Origin of the sequence: Brucella haematophila (assembly GCF_005938105.1) — a bacterium.
Classification (GTDB): domain Bacteria; phylum Pseudomonadota; class Alphaproteobacteria; order Rhizobiales; family Rhizobiaceae; genus Brucella; species Brucella haematophila.
The window spans coordinates 141124-161949 of the sequence record NZ_VCPE01000012.1 but is presented as its reverse complement, the minus strand read 5'-3'; the positions used below and the strand labels follow the sequence as shown (position 1 = coordinate 161949).

Below are 20826 nucleotides of genomic sequence, written 5' to 3'. Positions count from 1 at the left end.
CTGTAGGCTAAATGACATTTCTTGGATATGTTTCTGCTCGATTCAGATAGCCAGGATGCTTGCCGCATATGTCCGAAATTCTCGTTGAAAAACTGACCGACCTTGAAGCCGCTGCCGAACTGGAGCGACTGGCGCGTGAGATTGCTCATCACGATGAGCTTTACCATGCCAATGACAGGCCGGAGATTTCGGATGCGGATTATGATGCCCTCAAGCGGCGCAACGAGGCCATAGAGGCGCGTTTCCCCAAACTGGTGCGCGATGACAGTCCTTCGCGCCGCGTGGGTGCTGCACCCCTGCTGGCGACTTTTGCACCCATCGTTCACGCGCGGCCCATGCTGTCGCTGGATAATGCCTTCTCCGATGATGATGTGCGCGATTTCGTCGGCAGCGTCTATCGCTTTTTGGGGCAATTGCCGGACAATTCCATTGCCTTTACCGCCGAGCCGAAGATCGACGGTCTGTCCATGTCGATCCGCTATGAAAATGGTGTGCTGGTTAGCGGCGCAACGCGCGGTGACGGCACGACAGGCGAAAATGTAACCGCCAATATCCGCACCATCGGCGAGATCCCGCACCGGCTTCCGGCTGGTGCGCCATCGGTGGTCGAAGTACGCGGCGAGGTCTATATGGCCAAGAGTGACTTTCTGGCGCTCAACGCCCAAATGGAAGCGGATGGCAAACAGACTTATGTAAACCCGCGCAATACGGCGGCGGGCTCGCTGCGCCAGCTTGACGCCAAGGTGACGGCAAGCCGCAAGCTTCGTTTCTTCGCTTATGCCTGGGGCGAAATGTCGGATATGCCTGCCGACACCCAGCTTGGCATGGTCGAGGCGTTCCGCGCCTGGGGTTTCCCCGTCAATCCGCTGATGAAGCGCCTTTCGAGTGTCGATGAACTGATCGCCCATTATCGGGCCATTGGTCTGGAGCGTCCCAATCTCGATTACGACATCGACGGCGTGGTCTATAAGGTTGATCGGCTCGATCTTCAGACCCGGCTCGGGTTCCGCTCGCGCAGCCCGCGCTGGGCGATTGCGCACAAGTTCCCGGCGGAACAGGCAACCACTATTCTGCGCGGTATCGATATTCAGGTGGGACGCACTGGCGCAATGACGCCCGTGGCGCGTCTGGAGCCGATCACCGTCGGCGGTGTGGTGGTGACCAATGCCACGCTGCACAATGAGGATTATATCAAGGGCATCGGCCAGAAGGGCGAGCCTATCCGCGAAGGGCGCGACATTCGCATTGGCGATACGGTGATTGTGCAGCGCGCTGGCGATGTCATTCCGCAGATCGTTGACGTGGTGCTGGAAAAGCGCCCGGCGGATGCGGTGCCGTTTCCTTTCCCGCATCAGTGCCCGGTTTGCGGCAGCCATGCGGTGCGCGAGGAAGGTGAAGCCGTCTATCGTTGCACCGGCGGGCTGACCTGCGCTGCACAGGCAGTCGAGCGTATTCGCCATTTTGTGTCGCGCAATGCCTTCGACATTGAAGGTCTGGGCGAAAAGCAGGTTGAGTTCTTCTTCCATGCCGATGATGAAAGCCTGCAAATCAAATCGCCTGCCGATATTTTCACGCTGCAAAAGCGACAGGCCGCATCGCCCCTGAAGAAGCTCGAAAACATCGAGGGTTTTGGCGCGACGTCGGTCAAGAAGCTCTATGACGCGATCAATGACCGCCGTGAAATTGCTCTAAGCCGCTTCCTGTTTGGTCTCGGTATCCGTCATGTCGGCGAAGTTAATGCCAAGCGTTTTGCGCGGGCTTATCTGTCCTACGCTGCTTTCGAAAAGGCGGCGCTGGAAGCCGTTCCGCCAAAGGGTGGAGACCGCACCGACAAGGGCAATGAAGCCTGGCAGGATATGCTTGCCGTTGAAGGCATCGGCTCTATCGTCGCGGAGGCGGTCGTGGATTTTTACGGAGAGCCGCATAACCGCGAAGTGCTGGCGGCACTTCTGGCGGAAGTGACCCCACTGGACGAAGCGGCCCGTGTCGCCACCGGCTCACCGGTGGAAGGCAAGACGGTGGTGTTTACCGGCAGTCTGGAACGCATGTCGCGCGATGAGGCCAAGGCCATGGCAGAGCGCTACGGTGCGAAGACGGCGGGTTCCGTCTCCAAGAAGACCGATCTGGTGGTGGCTGGTCCGGGTGCAGGCTCGAAGCTCGCAAAAGCCGCCGAGCTTGGCATCGAAGTCATTGATGAAGATGCTTGGTTCACGCTCGTCGGGGAGGAATGATCGAATGGCGCCATTCAAGGGTTTTGGTGACAAGGCTATTCCTTTTCTGAAGGCGCTCGATTTCCACCAGAACCGGGAATGGTTTGTGGAGAACAAGGATCTTTTTGAAGAGCACCTGAAAGAGCCGCTTGGCGATCTGATTGCAGAATTGAGCACGCGCTTTGAAAAAGCGGGGCTGGGCTTCAAGGGCGACCGCGTGAAGTCGCAGTTTCGTATCAAGCGCGATACACGCTTCTCGAAAGACAAGGCGCCCTATAACCGGCACCTGTCGGCGCTGCTTTCACGCTCCGGCACCAAATGGGACGAAAGCGGTTGTTTCTATGTCTGCATCGGTCTGCCGGGTGTACGCGATTGCTATGCCGGGGTTGCCTGGTGGGGACCAAAACCGAAGCTCCTGCTGGCCATTCGCAAAGCGATTGCGGAAAAGCCGGATGAGTATCGCGCCGTGGTGGCAAAGCTGAAGAAGAACGGTTTGCAGATCAGCGATAGTGACCGTCTGAAGCGCACACCGCGCGGCTTTGAAAGCGTGACTGAACCGGATCTGGTCGAGGCCATTCGCAATCGTCATTTCGCGGTGCGGATGGAAATCGATCCGGAGAGCATCACGCAAGCAGCGCTTGCGGACCGGCTGGTCGATTTTGTCGAGCGCTCGCGCCCTCTGGTCGACTGGATTAGAAAGATTGAAGGTACATTGCCTCCAGATCAACCGGATTGATCGCCGTATCAAATATCTGCATGAGTGATGCCTAAATGTTGCGTGCGTCAGATAAACTGACCGCACCGTCTCTATTTGTATGATTTTTGCGGGAAACCTATTCCAACAGGTCATGGAATTGCCTAAGAGCCTGTTCCAAAAGTCGTCCTGTGTGGCTGCAAATGGCAATTTTCTCCGTTCCGGTGCTCACGTACCTTAAGTACGCTCCGCTCCGGTACTCGAAAATCACCATTTTCGCACACACATGCCGCTTTTTGATTCAGGCTCTAATGACTACAGGTCTGGAGGAGGGGATTCCGTGGACCAGGGTTTCAGGCCAGCTAAGGCCTCTGCGAGCAGTGAGTTTCTGCACGGTGCGAAACGCGGCGTGCCCATTGTGCTGGCGGGCACACCTTTCGGGGTGCTGTTCGGCGCGGTTGCTCTCGATCACGGCCTTTCGGTCGGTGAAGCGGTATTCATGAGCGCCACGCTCTATGCCGGCGCCAGCCAGATGGTCGGCCTTGATATGTTCGGGCAGAATATCGCTCCCTGGATGATCGTTCTCTCCATTTTCGCGGTCAATTTCCGCAATGTGCTCTACTCGGCAACAGTGGGGCGGCGTATCCGCCACTTCTCGTTCTTGCAGAAAGCTGTCGCCTTTTTCGTGCTGGTCGATCCGCAATATGCGGAGGTCGAGATTCGCAGCGAGGCAGGCAAGAAGATCACTTTCTCGTGGTATATGGGGCTGGGTCTGATGACCTATGTCTGCTGGATTCTGGAAACCTGGATTGGCGCCATGTTTGGCGACCTGATTTCCAACCCCTATGCAATTGGCGTCGATTTCCTGCTGCCGATCTACTTCCTCGGCATGGTGATGAGTTTTCGTCATCGCAAGCACTGGTGGCCGGTGGTTGTCGTCAGCGCGATCTCGGCCATTGCCGCCTATAAATTCGTCGGTTCGCCCTGGCATGTGACGCTGGGGGCGGCTGGTGGCGTTGTGCTTGCAGCCATTCTTGCCAAGCCACAGAATGTGAAGGTGTGACGCCCATGGACACCACGACCTGGATCATCATTGCCGCCGCGTTCTTCACCTATCTGACCCGTATTGGCGGCCATCTGGTACTGTCGCGCTTTGAGCGTCTGCATTTTCGTGTGGAGGCGGCGCTGAATGCCGTGCCCGCGGCGGTGTTGACGGCGATTGTCGCCGCACCTGCATCGGATCATGGCTGGCGGGAGCTGCTCGTGCTCGTCGTTTGCGTTTTTCTGTCCTTGCGGGTCAGCATGCTAACGATGTTTTTTGCAGGCGCAGCGCTGTTGATCGCGCTGCGCCATTTTTTCCCAATTTGAGCTTATAACGGCGCAGTTGCTGTTTCGAGCCACTTGCGTTCGGCATCCTTCAGGTGGCCGGACAGCTTTGCGCGCACGCTGGCGTGGTAATTGTTAAGCCAGTCCAGCTCTTCCTGCGTCAGCAGCGCCTTGTCGATCAGACGACGGTCGATCGGGCAGAAGGTCAGCGTTTCGAAGCCCATCATCGGAATGTCACCACCTTCCGGCACTTCCGGTTCGGTGACGATGATCAGATTTTCGATGCGGATGCCAAACGAGCCCGGCTTGTAATAGCCCGGTTCGTTGGACAGGATCATGCCCGGCAGCAGTTCCTGCGAACCCGTCTTGGCAATCCGCTGCGGTCCTTCATGCACCGAGAGATAAGCACCGACGCCATGGCCGGTGCCATGCGCATAATCGAAGCCGTTTTTCCAAAGCGCGATACGCGCGAGAACATCAATATCCTGCCCACGCGTACCAGCCGGGAAGCGCGCCGTGCTGATCCCGATCACACCTTTCAGAACGAGCGTGAAGGCCTTGATGGTTTCAGGCGCAATCTTGCCGACCGGAACCGTGCGGGTAATATCGGTGGTGCCGTCGCGATATTGTGCGCCGGAATCGACCAGATAAAGCTCGCCATCCTCTAGCGTGCGGTTGGTGTCGGTGTTGACGCGGTAATGGATGACTGCGCCGTTCGGACCAGCACCCGAAATCGTGTCGAAAGACACGTCTTCCAGCGGCATCTGGAAATCGCGTCCGGCATTGGCGCGTGATTCCTCCAGCTTTTGGGCTGCACCGATTTCATCCACGGTACCGGGCTTTTGCCCATCGACCCAGGACAGGAAATTGACCATGGCCACGCCGTCGCGTTCATGTGCAGCACGCGAACCGTCAAGCTCGGCCTTGTTCTTCACCGCACGTGGAATGCGGGCAGGGTCCTTGCCGTCAATCACAGAACCGCCTGCGCCGGTGACGATCAGGCGCAGTTTTTCTGCCGCAAGCGCAGGGTCGAGCAGAATGGCTTCACCCTTTGCGGCACGCGCGCTGAGATGGCCTTCCAGATTGCTGGGAGCCGACAGCTTGGCAAGCTGGGTGAGGTAAGCGCGCGGCTCGATAGCGAGCTTGGCTTCGTCGATGAAGATTTCCGGTTCGCCCTTGGCCGGAATGATGGCGAAGCTCAAGGGCAGGGGCGTGTTGGAAACATCCTTGCCGCGAATGTTGAACACCCATGCGACGGATGACGGATCGGTCAGCACGGTGGCCGTAGCACCGCTTGCCGCGACCGCCTTCTGCATTTCCTTGATCTTGTCCTTGGCCTCATGACCGGCAAAACGTGCGGGCTGGATGGTCACGGCGGCGGTTGGTGCCGCTGGCTGATCTTCCCACACCGCATCGACCAGATTGGTCTCCACCGGAACCAGCTTGCCGCCCTGTTTTTCCAGTGCTTCGCGAAGCGCATGGGCTTCGGAAATGGTGTGAAGCCATGGATCGAAGCCGATGGTCAGGCCCTTGCCATTCTCGGCCAGCCAGACGGAAGGCGGTGTACTCACCAGACTTTCGTAAGAGAAGATCTTCGGGTCAGTCTGCGCGCGAACCTGCAATTCGTAACGTCCGTCGATGAAGACATAGGCAGACTTCTTCAGGATCAGGGCTGCACCTGCCGAACCGGTGAAACCGGTCAGCCATGCAAGGCGCTGCGCATGGGGCGGCACATATTCGCCCTGATGCTCGTCGGCGCGGGGCACCAGAAAACCATCAAGGCTGAGCGCGGCCATCTTCTCGCGCAGCTTCGCCACGCGGGGCGCGCCATTGGCCGGGTTGGTGGTGACGTCAAAGGTCTGAAAAGCCATGGGTCTAACTCACAACAGATGAAAGATAACCGTTTCTGGGTTCTGGTTCCGGAATCACATCACTTCAGATGGATCGCCACCCAGCCTTCGCGATGAAGCGTCTTTTGATGCGTCAGGCCCTGGGCCTGATAGGCGGCGAGCACCGCATCGTGCTGGCTGTCGAGAATGCCGGAGAGAACAATCGAGCCGCTTGGAGCCAGATGCTGCTTCAACGAAGGCGCAAGTTCAATCAGCGGATTGGCAAGGATATTCGCCACGATCAGATCGAAGGGCGTATAGGACCGGAAGATCGAATGGTCGAAACCTTCTGCCGTCGCCGTAATGACGTGCTCGGCAACGCCATTCTTGGCGGCGTTTTCTGCCGCGACGGTGACTGCAATGGGGTCGATGTCGGTGGCGAGAACCGGAATTGGCGCGAGCTTTGCGATGGCGATGGCCAGTACGGCGCTGCCAGTTCCAAGATCGAGCGCATTGGTCGGATGTTCGCTCTCAGCCACTTCTTCGATCAGTTCAAGGCAGCCCGCCGTCGTGCCGTGATGGCCCGTGCCGAAGGCAAGACCTGCATCGATTTCAATAGGAATGTCGTTCGGCTCGATCTTTTCGCGGTCATGCGAGCCATGGACGAAGAAACGTCCGGCGCGAACCGGCTTCAGGCCTTCGAGCGAATGGGTGACCCAATCGATATCCGGCAGTTCCTCGGTTTCGAATTTGTCGGCGCCAACCAGCTCGTCCACACGGGCCGCGACCTCTTCAGCACCGTCTTCGACATAGACCGAGACTTCGAAAATCTGTCGGTCTTCATCGATTTCGGTGATGGCGATGGGAAAGCCGTCATCCTCGAAAGCCTGCTCGAGAATATTATAAACGCGCTCGGCTTCCGCCTTGTTCGCCGAAAAGAAAAGTCGTGATTGGGCCATGAGGTAAAAAGCTCTCTAAAAGTTCAAGAGCTTCTGTTTAGCTGTCGGAGCGCCGCGCGTCCATCCGAACACATAAATGGCGCTCCGAATCTTTGGGATTTACATGCCTTCTAAAGGGTAACTGCCAAAGAAAGCAGCTATCGCTCCAGGATTAGCCAGCAGAAGCGCCCTTGACGAGGTTCTTCAGCTTTTGCAGCGCGGTATCCGGGTTTTCCTGATAGGCGATGGTGCTGCGGAAGCGTCCGCCCTTGTCGAGCAGGAACACCGATGCCGTGTGATCCATGCTGTATTCACCGTCTTCGCCCGGAACCTTCTTGGCATAGATGTGGTAGGACTTGACCATGTCGGCGATGTTCTCCGGTGTGCCGGTGATGCCGACAATCCGCTTCGAGACATTGCCCACATAGGTCTTCATGATGTCTTGCGTGTCGCGTTCCGGATCGACGGTGATGAAATAGGCCTTGAGGTCCTGTCCGTCGCTGCCGAGCTGGTTCAGCCAGCCATCAAGTTCGTAAAGCGTGGTGGGGCAGACATCCGGGCAGTGAGTGAAGCCGAAAAACACCACAGCCGGTGTGGCGCGGAGGTCTTTTTCGGTAAATGGCTGTCCATCCATCGTGACGAGATTGAGCGGCCCGCCGAAGGGTTCCTTCGCGGCCTCGCGATCGCGAAACATGTTGAAACCAGCAGCGCCGACAATCACGACGATGAAGGCAACGATGAAGATGGGCAGGAATTTTTTCATGTCCGATGAACCTTGCATTTCTGAACACGCATTTGCGCGCTCTACAATCACGCACTTCCAAGTGGGCCTAATCTACGGTTCTTTTTTTGATTTTCAATAATTTCTGAAACTTTTGTCCGTTCGCTCTGTTTGCCGGACACCCAAAGTTGAATGGGAAAGTCGGCTATTTCATTTGGTATCGCCCGAAGGATTGTTATATTTCCAATATAAAACTGCAATATTTCAAGAGAATCGTTTTGGAAATCGATTATGTCATCGCGTGGGTGGACGGTCAGGACCCCGCGCATAAGTCTTCCCGGCAGCGATTTGCGCCAGATTCCGAAAAGACCCATTTCGAAGCGGTGACCAGTGAGCGCTACTTCGACAATGGCGAGATTTATTACAATATTGCATCGGTCATAAAGTTCGCGCCGTTCATCCGGCGTATTTTCATCATCACCGACAATCAGAAGCCACGGCTGCTTGATGCTTTTGCGGCGGAAGGCAAGTGCGATCCGTCCTTCATCCAGATCGTCTCGCATGACGATATTTTCAAAGATCTTCCCGCGGCGCGCCCGTCCTTCAATGCGAGAGCAATCGAGGGGGCAGTGTGGCGCATCCCCGGCCTGTCGGAACACTTCATCTATTCCAACGATGATTTCTTCCTGAACGCCCCGCTGGCCGTGTCCGATTTTTATGAGAACGAACGTCCAAGACTGCATGGTGACTGGGTGCGGCCGGAAAATTCCCGTTTGAAATACAAGCTGCGGCGCTTGCTCGGGAAAATTTCACGATACCAGTATACCTTTCCGAAATTCCGTCTTGCCCAGTGGAAAGGCGCTGTCACGGCCGGGGTGAAGGACAGGTTTCTGAGCATCCACCACCATCCGCATCCTCTGAGACGCAGTACGCTGGCCTCGTTCTTCGCGGCAAAACCGGATGTGCTGAACCGTCAGGTCGGTTTCCGCTATCGTAATATCGAGCAGTTCAACACGGTTTCCCTCGCCAACCATCTGGAAATTGCGCAGCATCACACGCCGGTCCATGGCGTGCGGGAACTGGCTTATCTCGATTTTGTTCAGGCCAAGCACTGGGGCGAAGAGCTGGACAAGATCAGTAACGGTTCAGCACCCTTTGGTTGCGTGCAGGGCTTTGAACGGTTTGAGCCAGAGTTTCGGGCACAAATTCATGCGACATTGATCGCGAAGTTTGACGATGTCCTGCCGAATGCTATCAAGGCATACTTATCGAGCGAACAGAGTTCGCAGCAGGCGGCCTAGGTCGCTTTAGAGCACATCCCGAAAAGTGTGAAACGGTTTTCGGACAAGATGTGCGTAAAAACAAACGCGCTCTGAGCAACCTTGAGACTTTTGATGGCCAATTCCGACGATCTTCGTTTCCAGAACAGCGAGCCGCGCATTCATTCGACGGCGCAGCTCAAATCTTCCAAGCTGGGGCGCTATGCCGAGATTGGCGAGCGGGTCATCCTGCGCGAAGTGACAGTCGGCGATTTCACCTATTTCGAGCGCAATGGCGAAGGCATTTATGCCGAGATTGGCAAGTTCTGCTCCATTGCTGCCAATGTGCGGATTAATGCGCTGGAACACCCGATGGAACGGCTGACCACGCATAAGCTGAGCTATCGTCCCAACGAATATTTCCGCTATCTGGGCGTTGATGGCGAGTTTCGTGCGCGCCGCCAGGCAAAGCGGGTGGTGATCGGCAATGATGTCTGGATCGGCCATGGCGCAGTCATCACGCCGGGCGTAACAGTCGGCCATGGTGCGGTGATCGGCGCCAATGCTGTCGTGACGAGGGATGTCGCGCCCTATACGGTGGTTGGCGGCGTTCCGGCCAAACTCATTCGCAAGCGCTTCGACGACGCTGCTATCGAACGGCTGCTGAAGCTTAACTGGTGGGACTGGCCGGTCGAAAAACTGTTTGAGGCCGTGCCCGACATTCAAGCCATGGCGATTGGCGACTTCCTCGATAAGTGGGAGTAGGCGGTTCGGCGGTGGGTGTTTTTAAGTAAGCTCTTGCAAAGACAGGCCAGCCGCGCCACTTCTCCTCACAGGTTTTCAGGGAGAACATGATGAAGCAGACTTTCGCCGCTTTCGCTCTTCTTGCCGTTTCGGTCCTGCCGGCCACTGCCGAGCAGGTTGGCAAGGTTGGCGTGGACTGGGTCGGCAATGATATCGTCATCGACGCAGTGCCCGATCCGAAGGTCAAAGGTGTGACCTGTCATCTTGCATCCTTCTCGCGAAGCATGATCGACCGGTTGCAAAAGGGAAAGTGGTTTGAAGACCCTTCCAATGCGTCCATTTCCTGCGAGCAGACCGGACCGATTTCAATCGGCGATATTGAGCTGAGCCAGAAGGGCGAACGGGTCTTTTCGGAGCGTACCAGCCTGATCTGGAAGAAGCTGGTGATCACCCGCATTTACGACAAACAGAACAATACGCTGCTCTATCTCGCCCATGCCAGTCAGGTGCAGGACGGTTCGGCCAAGACGTCGCTCTCGACCGTGCCGCTCTTCAGGGGTGATGTGACGTGGGAGAAGGGCAAGCCGGAATAACCCGGCTCGCTTTTGTCTCGTGTCAGGCAGGCTGGACGAAGCCGTCGAGAACGCGCTTTTGTCCTGCCTTGTCGAAGTCGATGGTCAGCTTGTTGCCGTCGATGGCGGCGACTTTGCCATTGCCGAATTTCAGGTGGAACACGCGGTCGCCGACCTTGAAAGCCGAGGGCTTGTCGGCCACCGATTTCGCGACCAGTTCACCTTCAATCGTGCGGCCCTTGACCGAGCCGCGCCCGGCGCCGAAGCCGGAATCCGTTTCGCCATAGCCGACGCGTTCCACACGGCTGCCGGAGCGTGAGCCCCAATTGTTGCGCGTGGCTTCCGAACGGTTCTGCTGTGCGCGCTGCCAGCCCGGTGTCGAATAGCTATTCTGGAACGGATCGGCCCGGTCAAAACGGGACTGGCCGTAACCGCTGCCATAGCCGCCGTAATTGCCTTCCAGTTCCGCAACCTCGACATGCGCTTCCGGCAATTCTTCCAGAAAACGCGACGGAATGGTCGACTGCCACATGCCGTGGATGCGGCGGTTGGACACGAACCAGATATGCAGGTTCTTCTTGGCACGCGTGACGCCGACATAGGCGAGGCGGCGTTCTTCCTCCAGCCCGGAGCGTCCGCCTTCATCAAGTGCGCGCTGGTGGGGGAACAGACCTTCTTCCCAGCCGGGCAGGAACACGGTTTCGAATTCCAGACCCTTGGCCGAATGCAGCGTCATGATGTTGACGGCATCCATATTTTCATTCTGTTCGGCATCCATCACCAGAGCGATGTGCTCCAGGAAGCCGCGCAGGCTTTCATAATCCTCCATGGAACGGATCAGTTCCTTGAGGTTTTCCAGTCGCCCCGGCGCTTCGGCGGTCTTGTCGTTCTGCCACATCGCGGTGTAGCCGGATTCGTCGAGAATTGTCTCGGCAAGCTCCGTATGCGGCGTGTTGTCGAGCAGCGACTGCCAGCGGAGGAAGTTCTCCACGACCTCACGCAGGGCGGAGCGCGGCTTTGGCTTCAGCTCTTCTGTTTCGATCAGATCGCAGGCGGCGGCAAACATCGAAATGTCGCGGGCGCGGGCGTAATCATGCACCTGACGAATTGCAGCTTCGCCCAGTCCGCGCTTCGGCGTGTTGATAATACGCTCCAGCGCCAGATCATCGGCAGGCTGCGCGACGACGCGCAGATAGGCCAGCGCATCGCGGATTTCGAGGCGTTCATAGAAGCGCGGGCCGCCGATAACACGGTAGTTGAGACCAAGCGTCACGAAGCGATCTTCGAATTCGCGCATCTGGAACGAAGCGCGCACGAGGATCGCCATGTTGTTCAGCAGATGGCCCTGACGCTGCGCCTGTTCAATCGCTTCGCCGACCGCACGGGCTTCTTCTTCCGAATCCCAGGCCGCGTGCACTTTCACACGCGGATCATCAGGGTTCGGCGCTTCCGTGAAAAGCGTCTTGCCCAAACGGCCCTCATTATGAGCGATCAGATGAGCGGCAGTGCCGAGGATATGCGCGGTCGAGCGATAGTTGCGCTCAAGCTTGATGACAACAGCGCCCGGAAAATCCTTGTCGAAGCGCAGGATGTTGTCCACTTCCGCTCCGCGCCAGCCGTAAATCGACTGATCGTCATCGCCAACGCAACACAGGTTCACTTTGTTTTCGCTCGCGCCGAGTTCGCTACGCTCACCGGCTCCGCGGGGGCCTCGCATCGGCTCGGACGCCCTAGCGGGCTGTATGGGCGCGTTTCCGCCTTGCGTGGCAACAGATGCCGTATTTCTCGCTTGCGGTCTTTGTGCGAGCAGGCGCAGCCAGAGATATTGGGCGGTGTTGGTGTCCTGATACTCGTCCACCAGAATATAGCGGAACTTGGCGTGATATTCACGCAGGATATCAGGATGATTGCGGAAGATGCGGATCGGATGCAACAGAAGATCGCCGAAATCGCAGGCGTTCAGCGTGCGCAGGCGTTCCTGATAGGCCCGATACAATTCGCGGCCCTTGCCATTGCCGAACGAGCGCGCATCGCCTTCCGGAATGTCGGAGGGGCCAAAGCCCTTGTTCTTCCAGCCGTCGATCATATTGGCGAAGGTGCGGGCAGGCCAGCGCTTGTCATCCAGACCTTCCGCCTGAATAAGCTGCTTGATCAGCCGGATCACATCGTCGGTATCGAGGATGGTGAAATCGGATGTGAGATTGACCAGTTCCGCATGGCGGCGCAGCAATTTCACGCCGATGGAGTGGAACGTGCCGAGCCATGGCATGCCTTCCACCGCGCCGCCGACCAGATGGCCGATACGCTCCTTCATTTCACGCGCGGCCTTGTTGGTGAAGGTCACGGCGAGAATCTGGCTGGGATAGGCAAGGCCGGTGGTAATAATGTGGGCGATGCGGGTGGTCAGAACGCGGGTCTTGCCTGTACCTGCACCTGCAAGCACCAGAACCGGCCCTTCGGTCGTCAGCACAGCCTGGCGCTGTTCCGGGTTCAACCCTTTCAGGTAGTCAGGCTCGCCACGCTGCTGGTTGCGCGCGGCCATGGCGCGCGCAGCAATACCGCCGGTAGCTGGCGCGCGGCCAGCCGGTGCATCATCGCCGAAAAACGGCATATCGTCGGGAAAATCGGACATCTGACCCCGAATGTAATGATTCGCTCACAAAAAACAAAGACCCGGAAGGGCTTGTCTATTCGACTACTCTAATTGAGTAACGCGCCGATCCGTGAAGTTCAGGCGATGGGCGGCCAGCGCTTCCACAAGGCCACGCAGTTCCGGCTCGCGCTGCAACAGATCGTCCAGCTCCGTCATCTGATTCATGGCGATCAGGCGCAGAATATCGTCGCGAACGGTGCCGTCTTCGCGGCGCGGCAGATGGGCAACCGGCTGGATCAATTCCACCTTCTGGCTTTTCAGGCGCCCCCGCAGACTTTTCTCGTCTGCATCCAGCGTTTCCACGAAAGCATAGAGACCGACGCCCTTGGCTGGCAGCGAATAAAGCGCCAGCGCCACGTCCTTGACGCGTGGGTCGGACTTGAGGGCGGCCAGAATTGCCGGACCTTCATTGTCGATACGGTCGCCCGTACCTTCGCCATCCGACCAGCTAAAAATGCCGCGGGTGATGAAGTTGTAGACCTTCTTGCCGGTGGCCAGCCAGATGCGTGATGGCAGCGAACGGCGCGCCAGAATGCGCTTTTCCGTCGGTGTCATCAGATCTTTGGCGAAAGCCCGCTTCTGCTTGATGAGGTGGCGGAAGTCTTCATAGGCCATCAGCCGATAAAGCGCGCCGCGACGGCGATGGACGCTGGCAAGCTGGAAATCGATGACCGCTGCTTCGCCTTCCGGTGTCATCAGCCAGTTCTGCGGCTTGGCAAGATCGTTATGCGTAACGCCCAGACGACGCATATCGCGTAAAACCCGGTGCGCGGTGCGATACCATTTCGGATCGGAGGGGCGCGCGAGATGCAGCGGTGTGCCTTCGGTCCATGAGCGATAGAGGCCATCGCGGTCAGTTGCGATCAGTTGCGGAACGCCTTCGATGCCACGCACGGTCTTCAAACCGCGAATTTCGCGCCGGGCGAGAATCCATGCCAGCGGGCTCGACCACCAGGGTGCGGCGCTCACCACACGGCGAATAATGCGCGTGTCGGGATCGTTCGCAAAATAGCCCGCGCGCGTTTCAGAAAACACGTCGCGCTTGAACACGGCTGTTTCCACAAACGGGGGAATTTGGTCGCCCTTCAAAGGCACATCGATATTGGGGTTCTGAGCCATAAGGTTCCACTAGCGCCTTGTGTACCATCAATCAAGTTTGCCGATGAACATCGGTGGATATCCGTTGTTGCAAACATGCGAATGAAGGGGCACAAGAAACGCATATGAGTTTCCAAGGAGCGATAGACGTGGCGCAAGGCGACGACATTAAGCAGATCATCCGTCAGGAACACGCACTGATTTTTCCAACATTCGACGAGAACGAGGCTTTTGCGCTGGGCCAGAGAATTCGTGACATTGCGGTGAAGGAAAAGCTTGGTATCGGCATTGATATTTCGCTGTGGGACCGTCGCTTGTTTTTCGCAGCAACTGTCGGCACTACGGCGGATAATACGGAATGGCTGCGCCGCAAGTTTAATGTCGTGCGCCGTTTTCATGATTCGACCTATCGTCTCGTTCTGGAACAAAATCGTGAAGACCGGATGTTTGCGCCGCACAAGGCGCTGGATGTAAATGATTATGCGCTGGCGGGTGGCGGATTTCCGATCCGCGTTGCGGGCGCTGGTGTGATTGGGGCGGCCATCGTTTCCGGCTTGCCGCAGCGCGAGGATCACAATCTCGTCGTACGCGCCATCGCCTTGCAGCTGGGGCAGGACCCGGCAGCATTGGCTCTTCCTGCTGTTTAGAGCGGTTCCGTTTAATACGGAATCGTGGAACCGCTCTATCTATTTGTTTTTACGCATTATCCTACGCAAAACCGCTGCGCACTTTTGCTGGAAATGCTTTAATATTCCGGAGAATGAACAATGTCGCTTGAACATGTGATCGCGCTTCCACGCAATGAAGAGGGGATCGCCGCTGCAGTCGGTATCCTCAAGCAGCGTTTTGGCGAGCGGGCGCAGACCGGTCAGGCCATCCGCGAGCAGCACGGCCACACCACCAGCTATGTGCCGACGCAAGCGCCGGATATTGTGGTGTTCGCCGAAAATACGCAGGACGTGCAGGATGTGGTGCGCATTTGCGCCGAACATCGCGTGCCGCTGGTGGCTTTCGGTGCAGGGTCTTCGCTCGAAGGTCAGGTCAATGCGGCGGCAGGCGGCGTATCGCTCGATCTGACGCATATGAACCGCATTCTGGCCGTTCATGCCGAAGATCTTGATTGCGTTATCGAACCGGGCGTGACGCGCCGTGAGCTGAACGAATATCTGCGCGATACGGGCCTGTTCTTCCCCATTGATCCGGGTGCAAATGCGACGCTCGGCGGCATGGCCTCGACGCGTGCTTCCGGCACCAATGCGGTTCGTTATGGCACCATGCGCGAGAATGTTCTGGCGCTGAAAGCCGTCATGCCGGACGGTCGCCTGATCGAAACCTCCAAGCGCGTCAAGAAGACCGCCGCCGGTTACGATCTCACCCGTCTGCTGATCGGCGCGGAAGGCACGCTGGGCATCATCACGGAATTGACCTTGAAGCTTCAGGGGATTCCGCAGGCGATTTCCGGCGGCATCTGCCCGTTTCCTGATGTGGAATCGGCCTGTCGCGCGGTGATCGATACGATCCAGATGGGTGTTCCCGTGGCGCGTATCGAGCTGGTCAACAAACTTCAGATGGAAGCGCTGATCCTCTATTCGAAGCTTCCTTACGAAGCGCAGCCCTATCTGTTCGTGGAGTTCCACGGCACGGAAACCGGCGTTGCGGAACAGGCCGAGATTTTCGGCGAGATCGCGGCCGGACATGGCGGCGGACCGTTCCACTGGACGCAGGATGCCGAAGAGCGCGACCGTCTGTGGCGCGCGCGCCATGACGCCTATTTCGCGTCATCCTTGCTGCGTCCCGGCTGCAAGGGAATTTCGACCGATCTCTGCGTGCCGATTTCGCGTCTGGCCGATTGCATTACCGAGACGGAACGCGATCTGGCAGACAGCAACATCATTGCGCCGATCGTCGGTCACGTCGGCGATGGCAATTTCCATCTGCTCCTGCTGCTCAATACGGAAGACCCGGAAGAGATGGAACGGGCGGAAGCTTTCATGGACCGGCTCGTGATGCGGGCACTGGCCATGGAAGGGACCTGCACCGGCGAACACGGCATCGGCCAGGGCAAGATGAAATATCTGGCCATGGAGCTTGGTGAAACGACCGATTATATGCGCATGATCAAAAAGGCGCTCGATCCGCTCAATATCATGAACCCGGGTAAAATCCTGATTTCGTGAGTCAAATCAGCCATCTGCACCGCTTGGTTCAGATGGCGATTCAATGAGCGCGCATATTTAGATCAGTTGGGCGGCAGCTTGCCTTGTTGTCGCCGAACCGATGCTGTTTTTTGTTGACGCGCAATCCTGAAAACCGCTTCGCACTTTGTGCGATGATGCACTATGTTGCGTTGGTAAATATGGCGTGATTCACCCGTTGTGTTGCGCGTAACCGAATTCACCTGACTGACCGGAGCTGCTTCTTGGGCCGCATATTCGTCATTGTCGGCGGGCTTCTGGTGCTGCTTTTGACAGCCGCGCTGGTGGTGCCGCCTTTTGTCGACTGGAGCGGCTATCGGGCCGATTTCGAGCGCGAGGCGACCCGTATTCTGGGGCGCCCGGTCAAGGTGGCAGGCGATGTGAATGCGCGGCTGCTCCCTTTCCCATCCGTGACCTTTTCCGATGTGCGCGTCGGGGCGGATGCAACGCATCCTGTCATGACCCTCGACAGGTTCTCGATGGATGCGGAATTGATGCCTTTCCTGCGTGGTCAGGTGCTGATTTTCGACATGCGTGTCGAGCGTCCGCGCGTAACAATCTCGCTGGATAAGGACGGCAAGGTCGATTGGGCCATTCGTCCGTCCACGCCGCTCAATCCATCGCAGATCAAGGTCGAGCGACTCTCGATCAGCGACGGTGCGGTGACGCTGCATGACGTGGCGAGCGGACGCGTCCACGAGGCGACCGGCCTGAATGCCGTCCTCTCGGCCAACAGCCTTGCCGGGCCATGGCAGGCCCAAAGCAGCTTCAGCCTGGGAGGCCGCAAGCTTGCGGTCGATCTGACGAGCGGCGAGGCCAAGCCTGACGGTTCGCTCAGATTGCGGGCGCGTATTTCGCCGGAAGCCATTCCTGCCGCATTTGAAACGGATGGCGATATCGCCCTCAAGGATGGCCGGTTGAACTATGCGGGTGATTTTTCGCTGCGTTCCTCTGACATGGTGGCGCAAAACGGTGCAAAACAGAAAGACGCGTCGGCGGACAAGCCGTTTTTCAGCGGCCTGCGCCTGACCGGCAAATTTACCGCCGATACCAACCGCTTCGATGCGAGCGAGTTTCGCATGGAGCAGGGGCCAGCCGACAATCCCTATGTCGTCAATGGCAAGGCTCTGATCGATTACGGCAATGTACCGCGCTTTGAAATCAGCGCCGATGGGCAGCAGATTTTCTGGGGTCCGAGCGAGACGGCGGAAGACCAGCAGGTTACGTCCGTCATGCCGCTGACGGACCGCATTGCCATTGCGCGCCGGGTTCTGGAACAATTGCCAATCCCGACCATACCGGGGCGTATTGACCTCCGCCTGCCGGCGGTTGTTGCGGGTGGAACCACCATTCGCTCGGTGACGATCAATGCCGAACCTGATGGCGGGGACTGGAATATTCGCCAGTTTGCCGCCGATCTGCCCGGGCGCACGAAAGTCGAGGCCAAGGGTAGGCTGTCCGTTGGCGATGATTTCGGTTTTCAGGGCGAGATGCTTGTTGCATCGCGCCAGCCGTCCGGTCTTGCCACATGGCTGAATGAGACAGTGGATGAATCGATCCGCACGCTCGACGGGGCTGGTTTCTCCGGCAAGGTCGATCTGCGCGATGGCATGCAGCGTATCGACGATCTTGAAATTGGTCTGGGCAAGACTTCGCTCAAAGGATCACTGCTGCGGCAGGTCAAAGGAGCGGCGCAGCCGACCATCGACGTCAATCTTCAAGGCGGCGCGGTGGAAAGCGATGCCTTGCAGGCTTTCGTTTCGTTCTTCTCGGGCGGTGAGGGGCTGGCGCTTCTCGACGCGCAGACGCTCAATGTCGGCTTCAAGGCCGGGCCGGTTCGTTTCAAGGATATGGAAGCGGCCAGCATCGATCTGGCCATGCGCCTTCACGATGGACGTTTCGATTTCGACCGGTTGATGATCAATGATGTTGCAGACGCAACGCTGACGGCAACCGGGGCTTATGAGCCATTCGCCAATTCACCTTCGGGAAAACTGGACGCGACGATTCTCTCTGGCGATCTGTCGCGCTTCATTGCGCTGATGGCGAACCGTTATCCGCAATTGCCGCTGTTCCGCGCTTTGTCGGCGCGTGCGGCGAACTTCCCCGGACTGTTCGAGGACAGCGAGATCAACGTGATCGCCAATGCGGTTGCGCCGGTCAGGCCGGAAACGCAGGCCAATCCCGCGAAGAACGGTGCAGCGAAGGGCAAAAGCGCCCGCCCGGCTGATACGAAGACCAAGACTTCTCCCGGCAGCGGCGAGTTTTCCTTCAGTGTCACTGGCAAGACCGGCGGAATGAAGCTCGATCTGTCAGGAACGGCCAGCGGCGGCGAGACGGACGCTGACCCCTTGCAGATGCAGCTCAACGGTACAGCCGAGTCCGATCAGGGCGAGGCCGTGCTGGCCTTGATCGGCCTGCCATCGCTTCCATTGGGGCTTGCCGGTGAACTGACCGCAGATCTGACCATGCAGGGTGCGCCGAGCGCCGGGATGCGGACGCTTCTCAAGCTCACAGCGCCTGATGGCACGGCTTCGGCTGACGGGGTAATTTCGCTGATCGGTAGTGATATTGCCGCGAGCGGCAAGGCGCAGGTCAAATCTGCCGATCTGCAACCATTCATCGCGACGGCAGGTTATGCATTGCCGGGGTATGGCGCGGGTCTATCTGCCAATCTTTCCAGCGATTTCCAGTTTGCCAAGGGCATTCTGCGCTTTCCGAACCTTGCCGGTCAATTGGGCGGCGAAGATGTATCGGCGCGGCTGGAGGCGAATTTTGCCGATAGCGGGTTGCCGCAGTTGAAGGGCGAGGCGAAGCTCGCTTCGCTTGAGGTCGATAGTCTGGCAGCCATCATGCTCGGTCAGGATGCGTTTGAACCGGCCAAGCCGACAGAAAAATCCATCTGGCCTCGAGGGGCTTTTGCGGTTCGCCCGTCTTTGCCGCTGCTGATTGACGTGAAGCTCAATGTCGCTCAGGCGCATATGCAAGGCTTTGGTACGGCGACCGAGTTTTCGACGCGCTTGCAAAAGACGATCGACAGTCTGAGCCTGACGGAGCTGACCGGAAATTGGGCCGGGGGCTATCTCGCTGGCACTTTGTCTCTGCGCAACAGCGACAAGAATGCGCTGCTTTCGACTGATCTCAAATGGAGCGGTGCCGATCTCGCCAATTTCTACCGTCTGGAAGATGGTTCTGCGCCTTTGGGCGGTGTCGTCAAGGCCGCGGTGACGCTGAATGGCAGCGGCGAAAACGCTGCCGCGCTGGTCGGTTCGCTGGCGGGAACGGCGACTGTCGATGTCGAGAAATTTGCGGTGGCTGGTCTGGATGGTGCGGCGCTGCCCGCCATGGTCGCAGCCGCTGATGGCATTGGCGACCAGCCTGCCGGTGATGAGAAACTGGATGCGAAGCGATTTGCTGCCATTGCGGATAAGGCCGTTGCGCCGAATGCGCGTTTTACGCCGGGCGATGCGCGCTTCGAATTCACGGTGGCTGGCGGTAATGCGCGCATGACAGCCGCCAATCTGTCCGATGGCAACGCGGCTTTGTTGAGTGACCTGCAATTCGATCTGTCGACGCTTGGCGTTGGCGGCAGCGGAACGTTTACATTCCAGGGCGACGATGGCGCCCAGACCGGCCTTTCGCCGCAGGTGGCTTTCAGTATTGGCGGGACTTATGACCGGCCCGAAGTGCGGCTCGACCGGCAGCCGCTTGTGCAGTTCCTGACCCAGCGTGCGCTGGAGCGTGAGCAGGAACGTGTCGAGGCCATGCAGGCAAGCCTGATGGAAAAGCAGCGTCTGCGCCGTCAGCTTGGCGTTCTGGAAGCCGATGCTGCGGAACGCGCACGTGCCCAGCAGGAAGACGAGACACGCCGCCGCACGGAAGCGGCAGCCCGCGTCGCGGCGGAAAAACAAGCCGAGGAGAAGAAGCGGCTGGAGTCGCAACAGCCCCAGCCAGCCAATCCGGAAGGCGGAGCAACAAATGGCGCAACTGCACCGTTGACCAGCCCGGAAGGTGGTCAGTCGCTCAATGAATTTCTGAAAACTCTGGAGCCCACACCGGCCGCGCCCGCACAGCAGCCCTGATCGGGGTTGTGTTCAGCGGGCTGGTGGTATCTGGGATTTGAGCCAGTTCAACACGTGAAGGCGCAGCGCCGACGAGAGATTCGTGGTGCGCTCACGCTTGCTGTCCACCTCTGCGACAAGGGCTGCAATCGACTGGCCGCGTGTCGTGGCGATTTGGTTGAGAATTTCGAAGAACTCGTCTTCCAGCGTATAGCTGGTCGCATGGCCACGAATGCTGACGGAATGCTTGCGCAAGCCGCCGGTGCTCAACGGTCGCCGTCCGTGTTATCTTTACGCTCCAGGCGGTTGATATCCAGAAAGCGCTCGCTCTTGCGGGTCTCTTCGCGTGCGAAGTCTTTCTCCGTTTTTGTCCGCCCAAAAAGAATGCGGTTTTGATCCGCCTGCTTTTCCTTGGCGTCACGCGCTTTCTTTTTCTTGAACTGCCGCAGATTGACGATGTCGCTCATTTTGATGTCTCGGATGCCTTGCTGCGTCGATATACGCTTTTATACCGCGGTGCTCCGGT

Annotated in this window: 17 protein-coding genes; 10 read left to right on the top strand and 7 right to left on the bottom strand. The window is 58.1% G+C overall.

Annotation, left to right across the window (positions count from 1 at the left end; all coding sequences use genetic code 11):
• Nucleotides 1–68: 68 nt before the first annotated feature.
• The 4 genes from ligA to FGI60_RS17990 all read left to right on the top strand — a co-directional run bounded on the left by ligA (nucleotide 69) and on the right by FGI60_RS17990 (nucleotide 4272).
• A complete protein-coding gene (gene ligA / locus FGI60_RS18005; protein ID WP_138786370.1) occupies nucleotides 69–2231 on the top strand; it encodes an NAD-dependent DNA ligase LigA in 2163 nt (720 codons plus the stop codon).
• A 4-nt stretch (nucleotides 2232–2235) separates the two neighbouring features.
• Nucleotides 2236–2946 (top strand): DUF2461 domain-containing protein, encoded by a 711-nt coding sequence (locus FGI60_RS18000; protein ID WP_138786369.1) that lies wholly within the window; start codon nucleotides 2236–2238, stop codon nucleotides 2944–2946.
• 298 nt (nucleotides 2947–3244) lie between these two features.
• Nucleotides 3245–3967, top strand: a complete 723-nt coding sequence (locus tag FGI60_RS17995) for an AzlC family ABC transporter permease (protein WP_138786368.1) — start codon at nucleotides 3245–3247, stop codon at nucleotides 3965–3967.
• A gap of 5 nt (nucleotides 3968–3972) precedes the next feature.
• On the top strand, nucleotides 3973–4272 hold the full coding sequence (locus FGI60_RS17990) for an AzlD family protein (protein WP_138786367.1): 300 nt from the start codon (nucleotides 3973–3975) through the stop codon (nucleotides 4270–4272).
• A 2-nt stretch (nucleotides 4273–4274) separates the two neighbouring features.
• Here the strand turns inward: FGI60_RS17990 and FGI60_RS17985 are convergent, their stop codons facing one another.
• The 3 genes from FGI60_RS17985 to FGI60_RS17975 all read right to left on the bottom strand — a co-directional run bounded on the left by FGI60_RS17985 (nucleotide 4275) and on the right by FGI60_RS17975 (nucleotide 7760).
• Nucleotides 4275–6101, bottom strand: a complete 1827-nt coding sequence (locus tag FGI60_RS17985) for an aminopeptidase P family protein (protein WP_138786366.1) — start codon at nucleotides 6099–6101, stop codon at nucleotides 4275–4277.
• Between the two features lie 59 nt (nucleotides 6102–6160).
• Nucleotides 6161–7018, bottom strand: coding sequence for a 50S ribosomal protein L11 methyltransferase (locus FGI60_RS17980; RefSeq protein WP_138786365.1), 858 nt, complete (start codon nucleotides 7016–7018; stop codon nucleotides 6161–6163).
• A gap of 151 nt (nucleotides 7019–7169) precedes the next feature.
• Complete coding sequence (locus FGI60_RS17975) at nucleotides 7170–7760, bottom strand: SCO family protein (RefSeq protein WP_138786364.1); 591 nt, start codon at nucleotides 7758–7760, stop codon at nucleotides 7170–7172.
• A gap of 236 nt (nucleotides 7761–7996) precedes the next feature.
• Here FGI60_RS17975 and FGI60_RS17970 point away from each other — a divergent pair, with 236 nt between their 5' ends.
• The 3 genes from FGI60_RS17970 (at nucleotide 7997) to FGI60_RS17960 (ending at nucleotide 10314) form a co-directional block, all read left to right on the top strand.
• Nucleotides 7997–9019, top strand: a complete 1023-nt coding sequence (locus FGI60_RS17970) for a hypothetical protein (protein ID WP_138786363.1) — start codon at nucleotides 7997–7999, stop codon at nucleotides 9017–9019.
• 93 nt (nucleotides 9020–9112) lie between these two features.
• Complete coding sequence (locus tag FGI60_RS17965) at nucleotides 9113–9742, top strand: DapH/DapD/GlmU-related protein (protein WP_138786362.1); 630 nt, start codon at nucleotides 9113–9115, stop codon at nucleotides 9740–9742.
• An 89-nt stretch (nucleotides 9743–9831) separates the two neighbouring features.
• Nucleotides 9832–10314 carry a CreA family protein gene (locus FGI60_RS17960; RefSeq protein ID WP_138786361.1) on the top strand — a complete coding sequence of 161 codons (483 nt, stop codon included), beginning with the start codon at nucleotides 9832–9834 and terminating at the stop codon, nucleotides 10312–10314.
• Between the two features lie 22 nt (nucleotides 10315–10336).
• Here FGI60_RS17960 and FGI60_RS26430 read toward each other — a convergent pair whose 3' ends face one another.
• Nucleotides 10337–12925 carry an ATP-dependent helicase gene (locus tag FGI60_RS26430; RefSeq protein ID WP_210238450.1) on the bottom strand — a complete coding sequence of 863 codons (2589 nt, stop codon included), beginning with the start codon at nucleotides 12923–12925 and terminating at the stop codon, nucleotides 10337–10339.
• A gap of 63 nt (nucleotides 12926–12988) precedes the next feature.
• A complete protein-coding gene (locus FGI60_RS17945; protein WP_138786360.1) occupies nucleotides 12989–14065 on the bottom strand; it encodes a serine/threonine protein kinase in 1077 nt (358 codons plus the stop codon).
• Nucleotides 14066–14193: 128 nt separating this feature from the next.
• Here FGI60_RS17945 and FGI60_RS17940 point away from each other — a divergent pair, with 128 nt between their 5' ends.
• The 3 genes from FGI60_RS17940 (at nucleotide 14194) to FGI60_RS17930 (ending at nucleotide 20321) form a co-directional block, all read left to right on the top strand.
• Complete coding sequence (locus FGI60_RS17940) at nucleotides 14194–14691, top strand: heme-degrading domain-containing protein (RefSeq protein WP_138786390.1); 498 nt, start codon at nucleotides 14194–14196, stop codon at nucleotides 14689–14691.
• 120 nt (nucleotides 14692–14811) lie between these two features.
• Nucleotides 14812–16221 carry an FAD-binding oxidoreductase gene (locus FGI60_RS17935; protein WP_138786359.1) on the top strand — a complete coding sequence of 470 codons (1410 nt, stop codon included), beginning with the start codon at nucleotides 14812–14814 and terminating at the stop codon, nucleotides 16219–16221.
• Between the two features lie 242 nt (nucleotides 16222–16463).
• Nucleotides 16464–20321: an AsmA family protein gene (locus FGI60_RS17930; RefSeq protein WP_138786358.1), complete on the top strand. Its 3858-nt coding sequence runs from the start codon at nucleotides 16464–16466 to the stop codon at nucleotides 20319–20321.
• Nucleotides 20322–20333: 12 nt separating this feature from the next.
• On the opposite strand, the gene FGI60_RS17925 is transcribed toward FGI60_RS17930, so the two are convergent.
• Nucleotides 20334–20570: a ribbon-helix-helix domain-containing protein gene (locus FGI60_RS17925; protein WP_138786357.1), complete on the bottom strand. Its 237-nt coding sequence runs from the start codon at nucleotides 20568–20570 to the stop codon at nucleotides 20334–20336.
• Nucleotides 20567–20767, bottom strand: coding sequence for a DUF4169 family protein (locus tag FGI60_RS17920; protein ID WP_138786356.1), 201 nt, complete (start codon nucleotides 20765–20767; stop codon nucleotides 20567–20569). Before FGI60_RS17920 ends, FGI60_RS17925 begins: the two co-directional genes overlap by 4 nt.
• Nucleotides 20768–20826: the final 59 nt, after the last annotated feature.